Raw genomic sequence first — 15,800 nt, 5'->3', positions numbered from 1 at the left:
ACTGCTGCCTCCTTCTTCCTACACGTTCGCGTTTACGGTTTCATCCACGATGCCGAGCTCTTCTTTGATCCAGTCGTAGCCTTCCGCCTCGAGGCGCTCTGCCAGCTCCGGACCTCCGGATTTCACGATGCGGCCCTGCATCATCACGTGTACGAAGTCAGGCTTGATGTAGTTCAGCAGGCGCTGGTAGTGGGTGATGATCAAGAAACCGCGTTCGGGGGAACGCATTTCGTTGACACCGTTAGCCACCACTTTCAGCGCGTCGATGTCGAGACCGGAGTCGATCTCGTCAAGAATACAGATCTTCGGTTCCAGCATCATCATTTGCAGGATTTCGTTGCGCTTCTTCTCACCGCCGGAGAAGCCTTCGTTCAGGTAGCGGTGAGCAAAGGATTCGTCCATTTCCAGCGTTTTCATTTTCTTGTCAAGTTCACGGATGAACTTCATCAGCGAAATCTCGTTGCCTTCACCGCGGCGCGCGTTGATCGCGGAGCGCAGGAAGTCGGAGTTGGTCACCCCGCTGATTTCAGACGGATACTGCATGGCCAGGAACAGACCGGCGCGGGCGCGCTCGTCCACTTCCATCTCAAGCAGGTTTTCTCCATTAAGGATGACTTCGCCTTCGGTAACTTCGTATTTCGGGTGCCCCATCAGCGTGGACGCCAGCGTGGATTTCCCAGTACCGTTCGGACCCATGATCGCGTGCACTTCGCCGCCTTTGATTTCCAGGGTGAGACCCTTGATGATTTCCTTGTCCTCGATTTTGGCGCGAAGGTTTTTTATTTGCAAATGCGGTACTGCTGTCATGTGCTTTCCCTCCATCAGTATCGTGAAATGAATGGGTTATTCTCAATTCATTCTCAATGACTATCTTATAATAAGAATAATTTTAAATCAAGGAATGGAACATATCTGTAATTTTTAAATAATTATGTTTAGTATATTGGGGAAGTCGTTTCTGCGTACTGGGCATTCATATCATTTTTACTTGCTTTGTAATGAAAAATCAATTCCATCTGATTGAAAAAAATTGCCAAGAATCATCCGGGCAGCAGTCTGCCATGCAGGCCTTTCCCCTGCTCGCGAAAAAAGGCGCCCGGCGGCCATGTTCGGCCGGGGCGCCTTTGCGTATGCTGGTTATTGAACGCGCGGACCCGCCTTGGCGATCTCTGTCGCGTCGGGGAATTTCTTCTCGAAGTTCTCGATAAAGCGGGCTGCCAGTTCGCGCGCCTGCTTGTCGTACGCTTCCTTGTCCGCCCAGGTGTTGCGCGGCTGCAGCACATCCGCCGGCACGTTCGGGCAAGATGTCGGCACCTGCACGCCAAAGACGGGATCGGTCACGTAGTCCACGTTTTCCAGTTCGCCGTTCAGCGCGGCAGTTACCATCGCGCGGGTGTAGGCCAGCTTCATGCGCGAACCCACGCCGACCGGTCCGCCGGTCCAGCCGGTGTTGACCAGGTAGACCCGCACGTCGCGCTCGTCAATCTTTTTGCCCAGCATCTCGGCGTAGACGACCGGATGCAGCGGCAGGAATGGAGAACCGAAGCAGGTGGAAAACTCCGTCTGCGGAGTGGTCACGCCGCGCTCAGTGCCGGCCATTTTGCTGGTGTAGCCGGACAGGAAGTGATACATTGCCTGTTCCTTCGTCAGTTTGGAGATCGGCGGCAGCACTCCAAAGGAATCAGCGGTCAGGAAGATGATCACGTTCGGGTGGCCTCCGACGCCCGGGATGACAGCGCCCGGAATCGCTTCAACCGGGTAGGCGGCGCGAGTGTTTTCCGTGTAGGCATCGCTGTCGTAATCGGCGACGCGGCTCACCGGGTCGACCACCACGTTTTCCAGCACGGTGCCGAACTGGATCGCCTTCCAGATTTGCGGCTCGCCTTCTTCGGACAGGCGAATGCACTTGGCGTAGCAGCCGCCTTCGATGTTGAAGACGCCGTCGTCCGACCAGCCGTGCTCGTCATCGCCGATCAGGAAGCGGTTCGGGTCAGCCGACAGCGTCGTCTTGCCCGTGCCGGAGAGTCCGAAGAACAGCGCCACATCGCCATCTTTGCCCACGTTGGCGGAGCAGTGCATGGACAGCACGTTGCGCTCGGGCAGCAGCAGATTCATCACGCTGAAAATGGATTTTTTCATTTCGCCGGCGTACTCGGTCCCGCCGATCAGCACGGTTTTTTGCTCAAAGCTGATGATGATGAACGTCTCCGAGTTGGTTCCGTGCACAGCCGGGTCGGCCTTGAACGTCGGCGCGTAAATGACGGTGAACTCCGGTTTGTGCTCGGCCAGTTCTTCCGCGGTCGGGCGAATGAAAAGCTGGCGGGCAAACAGATTGTGCCACGCGTATTCATTTACCACGCGAATCGGCAGACGGTAGGTTTTGTCCGCGCCGGCAAAGCCGTCAAAGACGAACAGCTCTTTCGTCTGCAGATACTCCAGCACGTCCTGGTAGAGAGCCTGAAACTTCTCCGGAGAGATCGGCTGATTAACCGGTCCCCAGTTGACTTTATCATGCACGGAGACTTCGTCCACCACAAATTTGTCTTTGGGCGAGCGGCCGGTAAACTTACCCGTTAACGCGTTGAGCGCTCCCTTGTCGGTCAGAATACCTTCACCGCGTTTTACCGCCATCTCAACGAGTTGGGCGACAGGCAGGTTTGCGTGGACGGTCGCCGTCGCCAGTACGTCAGCAAGTTTGTAAACCGTCTTGGTTTCCATGTGTGAACGATCTCCTTCCCATAAAAATCCGAGTCATGCCTTTTTCATGTCACGTGATTTGTAATTAGTATATCACATTTCGCCAAATAAGCTACAAGATTTTATTTTTTTGGGTGTGAACAAACTGTGAAGACGCTCTGACAACAGCTACGGCCGGGGTTTCCCCATCTTTAGGGTTCCCCGGCACGTCCGCTTCCTCCGCCTCTATATCGATTTTGTCTGTTCCAGATCATGGCTGCGCTGCCTGCACAGCGTCAAACGACAAATGCCCCCGCCGGATGACGGAGGCACCGTTGCCTGTGATTACGTTGATTGCTCCCCGTGGAGGTGGGCAAATGTCCGAACCACGACACGCGCGAGGATTTCCGCACCGGCAAGCAGAGCGGTGCGATCGAAGCGCATGTGCGGATGGTGCAGCCCAGGCGTCAGATCGCAGCCGAGCGCGAGCATCGTCGCCTTGATGTGCGGCCGCTGCACGGTGTAGAAATGAAAGTCTTCCGCGCCGGGACTGACCGGAGCAGGCCGCAGGTGCTCCGCTCCCAGGACGTCCACGATCGCCTGTTCCATCAGCCGTCTGGCTTCTTCGTCCACTTCCGCCGCCACCATCTGCGAACCGGTCGTCACGCTGATGTCGGCCCCAAACATCGCGGCCGCGCCGTCAATCACCTGCCGGACGCGGGCGGTCAGCTCCTCCATCGCATGATTGGTCTGCGCCCGCAAGTCCAGCGCGAAGCGGGCCTTGTCGGGAATGATGTTGTAGCTGTCCCCTCCTGCCTGCAGCATGGTCATTTTCACGGTCGCTGGCACCATCGGATTGGTGTGCACCTGCCCCAACCCGTTGAGAATGGCCCCCGCCACCTCGATGGCGTTTACGCCCAGGTGCGGCCGGGCACCGTGCGCCGACACGCCGGTAATCTCTCCGGTCATGAACATCGCTGCGCCGTTGTAGATTGCCGGCCCTGCTTCGCCTGCAGCCATTTCCTGAATGGGCCGCAGGTGGACGCCGTAGAGGAAGTCGATATCATCCACCACCCCTTTTTCCACCAGCTTGAGCGCGCCCTCTCCCTTTTCCTCGGCAGGCTGAAACAGGATTTTCACGGTCCCTTGCGGCTGGTATCCGGAAGCGATCAGCGTCTCCACCGCCTCCAGCACGATCGTCATGTGAGCGTCGTGACCACACGAATGATTGGCCCGCCATACGCCGTCCACTTCCTGCCAAAGCGCGTCGATGTCGGTCCGAAGGCCCACGACCGGCTTACCCTCGCCCCACTCTGCCACCAGTCCGGTACAGTCGTCAAACGTTGTCACGCGCAGCCCCAGGGCGCGCATCCGCTCGGCCAGATAGCGGGTCGTCTCCCATTCGTTCCAACTGGTTTCCGGATGGGTGTGCAGATGGTCAAACGTGCGGTATACCTGGGCTTCCCGCGCGGCCAGCGTCTCTTTCAACGGCAACGCTGTCGTCATGTTCCCCTCTCCTTCTTTCATTTTTTTGCGAATGTTCCGTCATTATCAACCATAGCTGCTCCCTGCTGTCTCGTCTTCCGACCGGAACGTTCTCCCGGCACCATTATAACACAAGACCCACCGGGCTCCGCAGCGTACCGTCACGGCACCCACGACGACACCAGGTCCCTTCCTGGCCAGCCATCCGCGATAGATCGTTCAGCTCGATAAGCGGATCAGTGCCTCCAGTTTCAGCCGATCGCCGATCCGTCCCTTGGTGGACACCTGCTGCCTGGCGTACTGGTAGGCCAGCTCATCGCCCCCGAACAGCATCGCCAGATCACTCGCGCGCCCCCGCACTTCCAGATGGACCGGTTCCTGCCATGCCGTACACGTCACAGCGCCGCCGGAAAACATCAGGCAGTAGCGCGCCGGCACATCTTCCGCGACAATCCCCACGATGCGCTCCCATCCGGCCGTCAAGGGTTTCAAGTGGGGTTTTTGCCCTACCCGCTCCGCCTTCTCCGCCAACAGCCGCTCCAGAGACTTCGCCAACGCCATCTCCCCCTTTGCTTCTTCCCTTACGTTCGCGGAGGTCCGGGTCGAATCCTTTGACGAGCAGTCGGAACCGATGTCGGCTGGTGTCAGCCGCTCCCATTTTTTCTCGACACTTATCCGCAGGGCAGAGGGACGGCAATTGGCCCTCGGAACAGCAAAACGGCACCCAGCGCTGCCTGCAGGTGCCGTTCTCCATATCTCTCACATATCTCCAAGCCATTGTCTGGCTACTCGTCAAACTCGTCCTTGTCCAGGCGTACCTCCAGATGGTGGCCGTCCGGCGTTTCAAAATAGAGGTTATAGCTGGTCGGCCGGGCAATGGGGCCGCGGTAGCAGATATTGCACGCCTCCAGCTTGTCAACCAGATAATCCAACTCAGCCCGGCTGGTCACGGAAAAGGCGATATGATCCACCTGTCCGATGCCGCCTTTTCCTTCGTTATCGGTGCAGGGATGGAGACCAATCCGCGTGTAAGTGCCAATTTGAAAGTAGATAGGTGCTCCTTCTGTCATGTGTTCTTCAGGGATGGGAACTTCCAATATGTCTTTGAAAAAACGAGCTACCTTCACGACATCGCGGCAATTTAAGGCGATGTGGTGTACACCTTTCAAATGAAACATTTACACTGCCTCCTACGTCAACTCAATCACACGCTGCGCTTTCCCTTCGCTTGTTGTACTGCTTCAGTCGTTCGCTCAATCGCTTGAGGCGCAGCATCAGCGTTTCCCGCCAGTCGTCGTCGTTCAGCTCTTTGGCCACGCCCAGCAGGTCAAGGGAAATGTCAATCTGCTGTTTCAGCACGTCGGCGAAGCTGGCCGCTTCGTCCGTCATGCTACAATTCTCAAACAACTCGGATGTATTGTCAACACTCACAAAGTCGGCAAAGTCGACTTCCGGTGCGTTATCACCTTGCGCATATTCTACCAGGATCTCGTACTCTCCCTCAATGGCCGGATGGACTTCGATCCGGTCGCAAACCGGACAAAACAGGATGGGCACGTTGTGCACAACCGTCTTGTAATGGCGCACGGTTCCGATCGAACCGACCATTCCGGCTCCGCAGCAAAAGCTCATTCCTCTCCCTCCTTTTCGCCAAACGCTTGCACGTTTGCACGAATGTACCTCTGTATAGGCATTGTAGCCTACAAACGGACGTCAACTCCAGACGCAAATGATACCAGTCCCTGTTCGGAAGCGTACATTCGTATTCCCATTGTATCTGAAAACAACAGCAGCGACCACTTTTTTCTGACTAATCAAAACATTACAGGCGCGATTTTCCGCTCCCGCCTGGACGCCGCCGACCGCAGCCGCTGGCGTTTTCTCCCCTCGTCCGGGCAGCAGTTGCGCTTGGCCCCGGGGCCCGGGACCCGAAACCCGCCGCTTGTCCCGCCCCGGAGCACGGCCCGCCCCGTGAGAAAAAGGCCGGAGCATGCTGCTTCCGGCCTTTTCGTGCACATTCCTATTCTTTTACCATTGCTTCGTATTTGTCCGCATCCAGCAGCTTATCCAGTTCGCTCGGATCAGACATTTCCACGACGATCATCCACGCCTGCTCGTACGGCGACGTGTTGACCAGTTCCGGCGCGTTTTCCAACTCGCCGTTTACTTCCACCACTTTTCCGCTGACAGGAGCATACAGCTCGGATACAGTCTTGACCGACTCCACGCTGCCAAACGGTTCATCCTGCTTGATCTCGGCCCCTACTTCCGGCAATTCGACGAACACGATGTCGCCCAGCTCGGATTGGGCAAAAGCCGTAATACCGATATACGCCTTGTTTCCTTCTACGCGCACCCATTCGTGCTCTTCACTGTAACGAAGGTGTTTCGGGAATTCCATCGCTTACGTATCCTCCTATCAGGTACATTCGGTTACCCCTTACTTATTGGACAAACGTTCTAGGATTCCTCTTCAATCCCCAAAATTCGATGAAGGCGTTTTTTTACCAAATTGAGCCCCTTCTCGCCCGCCTGGAAGTGACGGAGCTGCAGGTTTTCGTCAAACAGGTAGAAAGCCGGGACGTATTCGTTTTGGAACGCGTCGGTGGTCTTCATCTGGTTGTCGATGGCAATCGGGTGCGTCAGCTTGTACTCGGCAATGGTTTCCTTGATGGCCTCCACGTTGGTGTCCGCTTCGGAGCGCGGCATGTGGATGCCTACCACCTGCAGGCCGTTGGCGGCGTATTTTTCGCGCCACTCGTTCACCTGCGGCAGCGACTCCTTGCACATGTAGCAGCTAATCGACCAGAAGTGAACCAGGACCGGTTTGCCGGCCAGTTCGGACTTGCTCGCCTGTCCGTTGACCCATTCGGTCACACCGGGGAAATCAGGCAGTTCTTCGCGCAAACGCATGGAAAGCACATCTCCTTTCGGTTCCCTACAGAAAAGCTTATGCCAAAAACGGCCCTTCTATTGAAACAGGAGTCGCTTGCTCATCGCTCCTGCAAAAAAAGGGTCTAACAGCAGGTTGTTAGACCCTTTTTCATCTGATGCCGCGATGCTTAGTTCGCCGTCAGGTGAGCTTCACCCGGACGCCAGTTGGCCGGGCACAGACCGCCGGATTGCAGTGCTTGCAGCACGCGCAGCGTTTCGTCTACGGAGCGGCCGATGTTCAGATCGGTTACGACTTGGTAGCGCAGAACGCCTTCCGGGTCGATGATGAACAGACCGCGGAATGCTACGCCAGCTTCTTCATCCAGCACGCCGTAAGCACGAGCGGTGGTTTTGTTGAAGTCGGAAGCGAGCGGGTAGTTCAGGCCGCCCAGACCGTTTTTGTCGCGCGGGGTGTTGATCCATGCACGGTGGGAGTGCTTGGAGTCAACGGATACGCCGAGCACTTCCGCATCCAGATCTTTGAAGTCTTCGATAGCATCGCTCAGCGCGATAATTTCCGTCGGGCACACGAACGTGAAGTCGAGCGGATAGAAGAACAGTACCAGCCATTTGCCACGGTAGTCGGAGAGGGAAACCTTACCGAAATCCTTGCCGTTGCCAAGAGCGGTTTCCAGCGTAAAGTCAGGGGCCGGAAGACCAACAAGACGTTGTGCCATATGTAACAACCTCCTTAGGATTTGTTTTATTGCCTACAGTTCTCATCATATCAACGTAGCTCTTTATAGTCAATATAATGTAGGAATCATTTCAACCTGTAATTCCATCTCAATGGCACAACAAATAGCATTCCCACTCGCAGGAACGTTTATGCGCCGGTCGGTTTTCGAGACAATATGCCGGATGCCGCGATTCTGTCGGCCGCTTCCCGCAGCACGTCCGGCGGCTGCACCAGAGCAATGCGCACGTAGCCTTCTCCTTCCGCGCCGAATGCGCTGCCGGGGACGACCACCACGCCCGCTTCTTCCAACAGGGCAAAGGCAAACGCCCGCGAACTCCATCCGGCCGGCACCGGCGCCCAGACAAGCGAGCAACACGTCACGCCGTTCCTGGTAGAGGGGGCCCACCGCGTTTGACGAACCCGACTCCCTGTCCAGCCGCAGCGCCGCCACCGCCATCTGCTGCACGGGGAGAAAGACGCCGTAATCCACGTTGGATTTGACCGCGGCCAGCGGCTTGATGATCTCTTCATTGCCCACCACGTAGGCGATCCGGCAGCCGGCCATGTTGAAGCTTTTGGAAAACGAGTTGAACTCGATGCCCACGTCTTTGGCTCCGGGCGCCTGCAGAAAACTGGGCGGCCGATAACCGTCAAACGCCATTTCCGAGTAGGCCAGGTCGTGCACCACGATGATGTCGTGCCGTTTGGCAAAGGACACCACCTGTTCAAAAAAGGAGAGCGGCGCCACGGCAGACACCGGGTTGTTCGGATAGTTGAGAATCATGAAGCGGGCGCGCCGGGCCACCTCTTCCGGAATTTTCGCCAGATCGGGCAGGAAGCCGTTTTCCGCCCGCAGCGGCATCGGGTACAGGTCGGCCCCCGCCAAACGGACGCTGCCGGCGTAGATGGGATACCCCGGGTCCGGCACCAGCACCACGTCCCCGGGGTCGGCCCAGGCCAGGGCAAAGTGGGCCAGACCGTCCTGGGAGCCCATCAACGAGTGTACCTCCCTGTCGGGATCGAGCGCGACGCCGAACCGGTACCGATACCAGCGGGCCACTTCGGCGCGAAATTCGTCCGTCCCGTCGGTCATCGGATAGCCGAACGCTCCCGGCTGCCGCACGGCTTCGACCAGCGCGTCCACCAGTTCAGGCGCGGGCGGCTGGTCCGGACTGCCGATGCTCAGGTCGATGACGGGACGACGCTGCGCCGCGCTCCGCTTGCGCCTCGCGAGTTCGGAAAATATCGCCGACGACAGGTGCTCCAAACGCCGCGACGGGGTCCGCATCGTCAGCGCGCCCCCCAGGCTTTTTCGAACTCATCTTCCTTAAAGCCAACTGTCACCGTATTGCCGTCCGTCACCAGCGGGCGCTTGATCAGTTTGCCGTTGGACGAAAGCAGCTCCAGCATCTCTTCCTCGCTCATCGCGGGCAGCTTGTCCTTCAGTCCCAACTCGCGGTAGTGCTGGCCGCTGGTGTTGAAAAACTTGCGCAGGTCAAGCCCGCTCGCCTGCCACATCCGGCGCAGCTCCTCCTTGGACGGCGGAGCCTCGACAATCGGAATCTCCTCGAAGGCGACACCGTGCTGATTCAGCCACTGCTTCGCTTTGCGGCAGGTGCCGCATCTGTCGTAGAGGTATGCCTTGATCGTCATACTGATTCACCTCGAACGCGTGATAATTAACAATGGAAAGAATTGTTCCTGCTACTAGCATACCACGATGTCCCTCGCGGCAAAAACGATTCAGACTGGAGCCCGCAAGTAACGTGCAGGAGAGGACAGGTGCCCCCCTCCCGAAGTTACGCGGGCTTTTTTTCATGCGACCAGGGCAGTCCTTAAAAAACGGCAGCCACGCATCGCTGCTGGCTGCCATACCCTGTCATCCGTCTTTTAATTGGTTGTCCGTACCGGTTCACCAGGCTCGCCGCCCGGCTCCGCCGTTTCCGTACCCGGATTGACCTGCCACGTCTGCGCCAGCGGCGAAAAGGGCACCCCCAGCGGGTCTGCTTCTGCCGCTTCTGCGAGCGTGCCGGTCAGCGGTTCCGTGTATTGGATCTGCTCTCGGGTCACGTGCGTTCGCCTCCTCCGCTCCGATTTCTTTCAGTGTGGAGCGAAGGGGGCTGGTTTATGCACGTCAGGCGGTGACGGTCACCTGCACCTGGTAACCGGCGTGTTTTTTCGCCTGGAAGACGCCGTTTTCAAAAATCAGGTACTGGGCCTTCACGCCGATCAGCTTGCCGCCGAGACTCTCCTGCTTGTCCAGCGTCAGCGATTTGATCTTATCCAGCGACTCCAGGATCGGATAGGTGATGTCTATCCATTCGTCTTCCCGGTACTGAAACGGCTTGAACTCCTCAGGGAAGTGGGCGTACACCTCTTCGCGAAGGGCGAGGAGATCCACTTCCTTGACATCCCCTTTCAGCATTTTTCGCCAGTTGGTCTTGTCGGGCAAAAACTGGCTCAGGTGCACCTCCAGCTCTCCCGCCATGCGCCGGGTCGGCACCTCCGCGATCGGGATGGCGCGGATGGCTCCCTGGTCCACCCAGCGCTTGAGCTCGTTGTTTTTTCGCGTCAGCCCCACCTTCACGTCGCTGGATACGGCCAGGTAGACGTAGTGCGGAATCATGCAGTGCGCCTCTCCAAAGCTGGCGTCTCGACAAGTCCCCTGATCATAGTGGCATTCGTGCGGTTTGACGATGCACAAGTCGTTTTCCGGCAGCTTGGTAAAACAGGGGTAACAGTACCCGTTGTTAAACGTCTTGTTGGTCTTGCGTCCGCAGGCGATGCAGTTTTTCTCGCCGAGAAAGGCGATCGTCAGTTCGCGGCCCAGCCATTCATTCAACGGCAGCCGGTCTTCCCCCACCTGCAGATAGTAGTCAACAGGCTGATCCTTGCCGTGGTACTGGTGGACCAGCCCATGCAGAACACCGCGGAGTTCCACCATTACTCTCTCCTCCCCTATGTACGGTCCCTTCATTCTACCACATCCCGCTTTCCCGCAGACCGCTGTTTTCTTTTGGCAGCATGTTTTCCCGGGGCCCGGTGAAGCTAGAAAAAGACCATTCATGCAAAGGAGGCGGTAGTCTTGCGCCGCAGGATGCTGTTTGCCTGTCTGCTCCTCTGCCTCTTCGGATGGACGTCCCGCACCGCCGCGTCTGGTCTGCCTGTCCCCGCCTACGAGCCCATCCATCGCATCGACACCCAGAAAAAAGTGGTGGCGCTCACCTTTGACGACGGACCGGATGCCGTCTACACGCCGAAGATCCTGGAAGTGCTGCACCGCAACAACGTGTTAGCCACCTTTTTCGTGCTCGGTTCCAAAGCGGAGCAATATCCCAAGATCATGCAGTGGATCCAGAAAGCCGGGCACGAGATCGGCAATCACGGGTACCACCATTACGACCTGAACAAGCTGACCGAACAGGAGATTTACGACGAGATCAAGCGCGCCGAGCAGTCGATCCTGCGCACGACCGGCGTGCTGGCCCAGTACTACCGGCCGCCCGGCGGCGTCATGACCCACGACGTGTTGAACGCCGTCCAGTCATGCGGGTACGACATCATCCACTGGTCGGTCGATCCGCGCGACTGGTCGTTGGCCCGCACCGCCTCAGTGATTGCCAAAAGCGTTAAAAGCAGCGTCTCGGCCGGAGACATCATTTTGTTTCACGACGGCGGGCTGAACCAGCGGCAGACCGTAGCGGCACTGCAAGAGCTGATTACCGATCTCCGCTCCCAGGGCTACCGGTTTGTCACTGTGAGCCAGCTTCTCGATGCGGCACAATAGGTGCTTGTTTTGCGCCAACCAAACCGCAGGAGGTATATTTTTCCACATTTTTCATTTGGTTTCAATGAAATACGCAATCATTGGAAACCGATTCGAAAGTAAGCCGCCAAGCATTGCGCACAAAAAAGGCTGGCTCAAAAGGGGCTGTCCCCGATAAAAATGAAAAACCCAGGAATGTTGATTTTCCAGCATTCCTGGGTTTTGTCTTTGTTAGTTATCGGGTTGAAATCATGTTTGCACGCTTACGCCGACGTCCTGCCCAAAAAGGCGCGCAGCCGGTCGTTTCGCGGACTGGAAAAAATTTGTTCGGGCGTTCCTTCTTCGACAATGACGCCTTGATCCATGAAAATCACCCGGTCGCTCACCTCGCGGGCAAAGCCCATCTCGTGGGTGACGACGATCATGGTCATGCCTTCCCTGGCCAGGTCTTTCATCACACCCAGCACTTCGCCGACCAGCTCCGGATCAAGTGCGGAGGTGGGCTCGTCAAACAGCATCACTTTGGGGTTCATGGCCAGTGCACGGGCAATCGCCACCCGCTGCATCTGTCCGCCTGAGAGGCGGTCCGGGTAGACGTCCGCCTTGTCTTCCAGCCCCACCTTTTTCAACAGGGCCAGTCCATGCTGCCGCGCTTCCTCCAGCGGCATCTTCTTCACCTTGATGGGAGCGAGGATGACGTTTTCCAGCACGGTCTTGTGCGGGAACAGATTGAACCGCTGGAACACCATGCCGACTTCTTCCCGCACCTTGTTGATGTCCACCTTGGGATCGCTCAGGTCGCGACCGGCGATGACGATCCGTCCGCCCGACATCTCCTCCAACTGGTTGAGACAGCGCAAAAACGTGCTTTTCCCCGAGCCGGACGGCCCGATCACGCACACTACTTCCCGTTCCGCCACCTGGGTGGTGATGCCTTTCAGCACTTCCAGCTTTCCGTAATTTTTTCGCAGGTCTGTCACTTGGATGATCACGACTTGTACCCCCTGGTTCCGTCTGTCTGTATTCCTGTCTCCCTATTGTAGCCTAATGTTTCGAAAATTTCAGCAGTTTAACATATTTTATCAGCGGGTACTCCACCTTCGTACATCAGATGACAGGATTAGTGCAGTTGGTTATAATCATGAATTTTATTTTGCTGTTCATGTAAAAACGTCTCTTTGTATACCATATTAGACGGGCTTGAGTTTTTCATTGCTGTATCCAAATCCTTCACGTTCGCTTTTCTTTTTGTTACGCGGTCATACACTACCCCAAAAACCAAAAGACCCCCAACAATGATGGACAGGAAGATCCACGTCGACATGATAATTCCCTCCTTATACTTGGGTTCGCGAAGGCAAAGGGAGCCAACTGCAGCGGGATGCGTCAGCGGCAGATGAAAAACGACAACCAACTGGATTAAAAAAACTAGTTCATCATTTTTACCATCATAGAAAAACCTAAAAAACAATAGGCTTGAAAGTGCAAAGGTAGCAAGAAAGATTAAAGCAATCCTGATAATAGTAAAAATATCCCTGACCAAGTTTTTCATGAATCCAGTTCACACCTTGTGTTACCGTTTTTTTATGTCAGCGAGTGCCTGCCATTCAATCGTTCTTTTTTTTTAAAGTCTAGCTCTTTAACAAACTTCATGAATTTTATGCCCTTCCTTCCTGAGCCTTTCGACGTATTCATTGATATCTCCTTCCCCTCCAGGACAGCCCCCCAAACGTAAACATCCCGCACCACGTGGATTGTGGATACGGGATGCCGGGGCACGCCATGCATCTCGCCGGCCGGACTGGCCGTGAACGCGGGTATGTGTGCCGTCGCCCTATCGGACTGTCGCCTGCGGAGCGGCGGGAGCGGGCGCCGGATTGCTGTCATCTGTAAAGAAGGGAGCGACGACCAGACTCAGCAGAAAAAACAGAATCCAGATAATCCCGCGTTTAAATACGGATGGCGTAAGCATCGGGTCGACCCCTTTCGACAAAAAATGGGACTATCCTTACGTTTCCCCTGCTGTTCTCAGTTTATGCCGGGAGCGCCGCTTATTCTTTGGGTCTGCGCCCAATTTGAAGGACGTTCAGCAAAAACAGCCCGTTAGTCGGGCTGCATGACAGACGATATTGTGACGGCAGAGGGATGCTGCGCCTAGCTTTCCTGGGTATGAAGGCACATCTTTTCTGACTGGGTCCGCTTCAGCAGGCAGGCGACGGCGAAAGCGAGAAGCTGCCCGCCCATCAGCCAGAAGATGGTCCACGGCTCCCACACCTGCATCATGAGACCGTTCAGATTGGGCGCAAGAATGCTGGCCACACCGAAGTTCACGCCGGCAATGATGCCCGCCGTCGGCACCATGGACGCCGGCAGGATGTCAGCCGCAAAGGCCAGGCCCAGCGAGTAAAACGACCCGACCGCCGCACCCGCCAGGGCCAACAGCAGCATCATCGCCCAGACGCTGTCGCCGCTCAACGGGAACAGCAAAAACGCAGCTGCCCCCACCAATGCGCAGACACCCATCACCAGTCTGCGCCCAATCCGGTCGCTCAACGCCCCCAGCGGCATTTGCAGGATGATGCTGCCCACGACAAACGACGGCAGGATCAGCGACACCCACTCCACTGAGATGCCTGTTCGCAGCGCGTAGACGGGAAAGCTGCCGTTGAGCGACGTCTCCATGAATCCGTACAAAAACGACGGAATCAGCGCCAGCCACCCCAGCCGGAAGACGGCAGCGTAGCGGTTTTCCCGCCTTCCATCCGCAGCCGGCGGTACCGGATCGGGATACGCATTGCGGATACGGGCCAGCAGGCAAAACGCCAGCACGTACAGGACAGTGACCGCCGCAAACGGTGCCCAGATCCCGAACGGCAGCAGGTTGATTCCCAGCGGTCCGATGCTAAAACCGATCCCGTATGCCAATCCGTACAGCGACAAATCCCGTCCTCGCCGCTCTGGCGGCGCAATTTTCGTCACCCACATCTGACTGGCGTAGTGCAGCGAAGTATCGCCCACGCCCATCAGCAGGCGCAGGGCAAACCAGACAGCCAGATGGGTAAAGAACGGGAGCAGCACGGTGGAGGCGGTGACCAGCACCAATCCCCACAAAATGGTGGAACGGTAGCCGATCCGTCTGAGCGGAATCTCCAACCACGGTGAAGCCACTACCATCCCGATGTACAAGGCAGCCGCGTTCAGGCCGTTGGCCAAAGACGACACCCCCTGCTGTTCCAGCAGCACGGCCAAAAGCGGGATGGTCAGACCCTGGCTGACGCCGCCGATCACCACCACCAGGATCAGTACCCAAAAGGTATAACGCGATGACGACATAATGTCCGGTAACTCCTCTCAAACTCTCCCTTATTTCATATGCAGCCTTTCCGCCGCGTCAGCGGCACTCCCTGGCTGCGCCGCAGAGAGAAAACCTGCTGCAACAGGTACCTGTTTGGATGCAGCCCTTTCTGCGCTGGCTAGACAGCCGACTCTGTATCACGGTCGAAGCTGGCAGTGTCCCGCATCAGGCAGGCACGCCGCTTGACCTATTGCTTGTTCGCAACAAAGAAAGGGATGCGCTGCACGCAATCCCTTTTTCGCTAGTCATGTTACGATCGTAAGTTATCCAAATTTTCTTGTCAATCCAACATATTCTCTCAAATCCCGCTCCTGCTCATCCCCGCGGATCTCCGGCCTCGCCACTCGGCAGCGAGCATGCTGTAGACGGCGTGGTCGACGAAATGGTCGTACAAGAATTCGTTGCTCCGCAGCACGCCTTCCAGCTGAAAGCCAAGCCGCTCCGGTATGGCCCGGCTTTTTACATTGCCCGTCGCCGCCTGGATGGCGACGCGCTCCAGATTCCACTCGCCAAACACGAGATGGTCCAGGTAAGCGGCCACTGCCTGAGTCATCAGCCCTTTTCCCTGAAACTGCTCCCCCAGCCAATACCCAATGGACGTCTTCCGATTGTTCCAGTCGATGCTGTGGACGCCCAGCGTCCCGGCCAACCTGCCCTTGTACCAGATGCCGTAATGGGTGCCCTGGCGGCGCTTGTGCTGGTCAATCGTCAAGGCGATGAACTGGGCTGTGTCCTTTACCTCGCGCACGATGTCAAGCCACGGCAGCCACTGGCGCAAATAGGCCCGGTTGACATCCGTCAGCCAGAACAACTCCTCCGCGTCGGCCGGTTCCAGCTGCTTCAGGCAGGCCTCCATCGTCATGGGAATCACTCTCATGTCTCTCCTCCTCCAGGAAACGCAAACA

Annotated in this window: 18 protein-coding genes and 1 pseudogene; 1 reads left to right on the top strand and 18 read right to left on the bottom strand. The window is 56.9% G+C overall.

Annotation, left to right across the window (positions count from 1 at the left end):
- Positions 1-18: 18 nt before the first annotated feature.
- The 13 genes and pseudogenes from sufC to Q7F15_RS03420 form a co-directional block, all read right to left on the bottom strand.
- The gene (sufC, locus tag Q7F15_RS03480) at positions 19-807 is read right to left on the bottom strand and encodes a Fe-S cluster assembly ATPase SufC (RefSeq protein WP_212132863.1); all 789 of its coding nucleotides are present in this window, start codon (positions 805-807) and stop codon (positions 19-21) included.
- Positions 808-1,137: 330 nt separating this feature from the next.
- Positions 1,138-2,718 carry a phosphoenolpyruvate carboxykinase (ATP) gene (pckA, locus tag Q7F15_RS03475; RefSeq protein ID WP_171566857.1) on the bottom strand — a complete coding sequence of 527 codons (1,581 nt, stop codon included), beginning with the start codon at positions 2,716-2,718 and terminating at the stop codon, positions 1,138-1,140.
- A 303-nt stretch (positions 2,719-3,021) separates the two neighbouring features.
- Entirely contained in the window at positions 3,022-4,182 is a 1,161-nt protein-coding gene (locus tag Q7F15_RS03470) for a M20 peptidase aminoacylase family protein (protein WP_304415110.1), read from the bottom strand.
- 198 nt (positions 4,183-4,380) lie between these two features.
- On the bottom strand, positions 4,381-4,716 hold the full coding sequence (locus Q7F15_RS03465; RefSeq protein WP_171566855.1) for an SCP-2 sterol transfer family protein: 336 nt from the start codon (positions 4,714-4,716) through the stop codon (positions 4,381-4,383).
- Between the two features lie 230 nt (positions 4,717-4,946).
- The gene (locus Q7F15_RS03460) at positions 4,947-5,339 is read right to left on the bottom strand and encodes a VOC family protein (protein ID WP_171566854.1); all 393 of its coding nucleotides are present in this window, start codon (positions 5,337-5,339) and stop codon (positions 4,947-4,949) included.
- Between the two features lie 22 nt (positions 5,340-5,361).
- Positions 5,362-5,793 (bottom strand): hypothetical protein, encoded by a 432-nt coding sequence (locus Q7F15_RS03455; RefSeq protein ID WP_171566853.1) that lies wholly within the window; start codon positions 5,791-5,793, stop codon positions 5,362-5,364.
- Positions 5,794-6,181: 388 nt separating this feature from the next.
- Positions 6,182-6,562 carry a glycine cleavage system protein GcvH gene (gcvH, locus tag Q7F15_RS03450; protein ID WP_029098324.1) on the bottom strand — a complete coding sequence of 127 codons (381 nt, stop codon included), beginning with the start codon at positions 6,560-6,562 and terminating at the stop codon, positions 6,182-6,184.
- Positions 6,563-6,621: 59 nt separating this feature from the next.
- Positions 6,622-7,074 carry a redoxin domain-containing protein gene (locus tag Q7F15_RS03445; protein ID WP_171566846.1) on the bottom strand — a complete coding sequence of 151 codons (453 nt, stop codon included), beginning with the start codon at positions 7,072-7,074 and terminating at the stop codon, positions 6,622-6,624.
- Positions 7,075-7,223: 149 nt separating this feature from the next.
- Positions 7,224-7,772 (bottom strand): peroxiredoxin, encoded by a 549-nt coding sequence (locus Q7F15_RS03440; RefSeq protein ID WP_171566845.1) that lies wholly within the window; start codon positions 7,770-7,772, stop codon positions 7,224-7,226.
- 149 nt (positions 7,773-7,921) lie between these two features.
- A pseudogene (locus Q7F15_RS03435) lies at positions 7,922-9,062 on the bottom strand (aminotransferase class I/II-fold pyridoxal phosphate-dependent enzyme).
- Positions 9,063-9,064: 2 nt separating this feature from the next.
- Positions 9,065-9,427, bottom strand: a complete 363-nt coding sequence (locus Q7F15_RS03430) for an arsenate reductase family protein (RefSeq protein ID WP_171566843.1) — start codon at positions 9,425-9,427, stop codon at positions 9,065-9,067.
- A 237-nt stretch (positions 9,428-9,664) separates the two neighbouring features.
- Positions 9,665-9,844, bottom strand: a complete 180-nt coding sequence (locus Q7F15_RS03425; RefSeq protein ID WP_171566842.1) for a hypothetical protein — start codon at positions 9,842-9,844, stop codon at positions 9,665-9,667.
- Positions 9,845-9,908: 64 nt separating this feature from the next.
- Entirely contained in the window at positions 9,909-10,715 is an 807-nt protein-coding gene (locus Q7F15_RS03420; protein ID WP_171566852.1) for a DUF2797 domain-containing protein, read from the bottom strand.
- Between the two features lie 156 nt (positions 10,716-10,871).
- On the opposite strand from Q7F15_RS03420, the gene Q7F15_RS03415 reads away from it, so the two are divergent.
- Positions 10,872-11,561, top strand: a complete 690-nt coding sequence (locus tag Q7F15_RS03415) for a polysaccharide deacetylase family protein (RefSeq protein ID WP_371808911.1) — start codon at positions 10,872-10,874, stop codon at positions 11,559-11,561.
- Between the two features lie 242 nt (positions 11,562-11,803).
- On the opposite strand, the gene Q7F15_RS03410 is transcribed toward Q7F15_RS03415, so the two are convergent.
- The 5 genes from Q7F15_RS03410 to Q7F15_RS03390 all read right to left on the bottom strand — a co-directional run bounded on the left by Q7F15_RS03410 (position 11,804) and on the right by Q7F15_RS03390 (position 15,772).
- Entirely contained in the window at positions 11,804-12,532 is a 729-nt protein-coding gene (locus Q7F15_RS03410; protein ID WP_304415109.1) for an amino acid ABC transporter ATP-binding protein, read from the bottom strand.
- 128 nt (positions 12,533-12,660) lie between these two features.
- On the bottom strand, positions 12,661-13,092 hold the full coding sequence (locus Q7F15_RS03405; RefSeq protein WP_304415108.1) for a hypothetical protein: 432 nt from the start codon (positions 13,090-13,092) through the stop codon (positions 12,661-12,663).
- 282 nt (positions 13,093-13,374) lie between these two features.
- A complete protein-coding gene (locus Q7F15_RS03400; protein ID WP_171566839.1) occupies positions 13,375-13,512 on the bottom strand; it encodes a hypothetical protein in 138 nt (45 codons plus the stop codon).
- 182 nt (positions 13,513-13,694) lie between these two features.
- Positions 13,695-14,873, bottom strand: coding sequence for an MFS transporter (locus tag Q7F15_RS03395; RefSeq protein ID WP_171566838.1), 1,179 nt, complete (start codon positions 14,871-14,873; stop codon positions 13,695-13,697).
- 320 nt (positions 14,874-15,193) lie between these two features.
- Complete coding sequence (locus Q7F15_RS03390) at positions 15,194-15,772, bottom strand: GNAT family N-acetyltransferase (protein WP_171566837.1); 579 nt, start codon at positions 15,770-15,772, stop codon at positions 15,194-15,196.
- Positions 15,773-15,800 lie beyond the last annotated feature (28 nt).

It is taken from the genome of Brevibacillus aydinogluensis, assembly GCF_961514395.1.
Classification (GTDB): domain Bacteria; phylum Bacillota; class Bacilli; order Brevibacillales; family Brevibacillaceae; genus Brevibacillus; species Brevibacillus aydinogluensis.
Note: the sequence above shows the minus strand (reverse complement) of the source record. Positions and strands in the feature narration are given on the sequence as shown.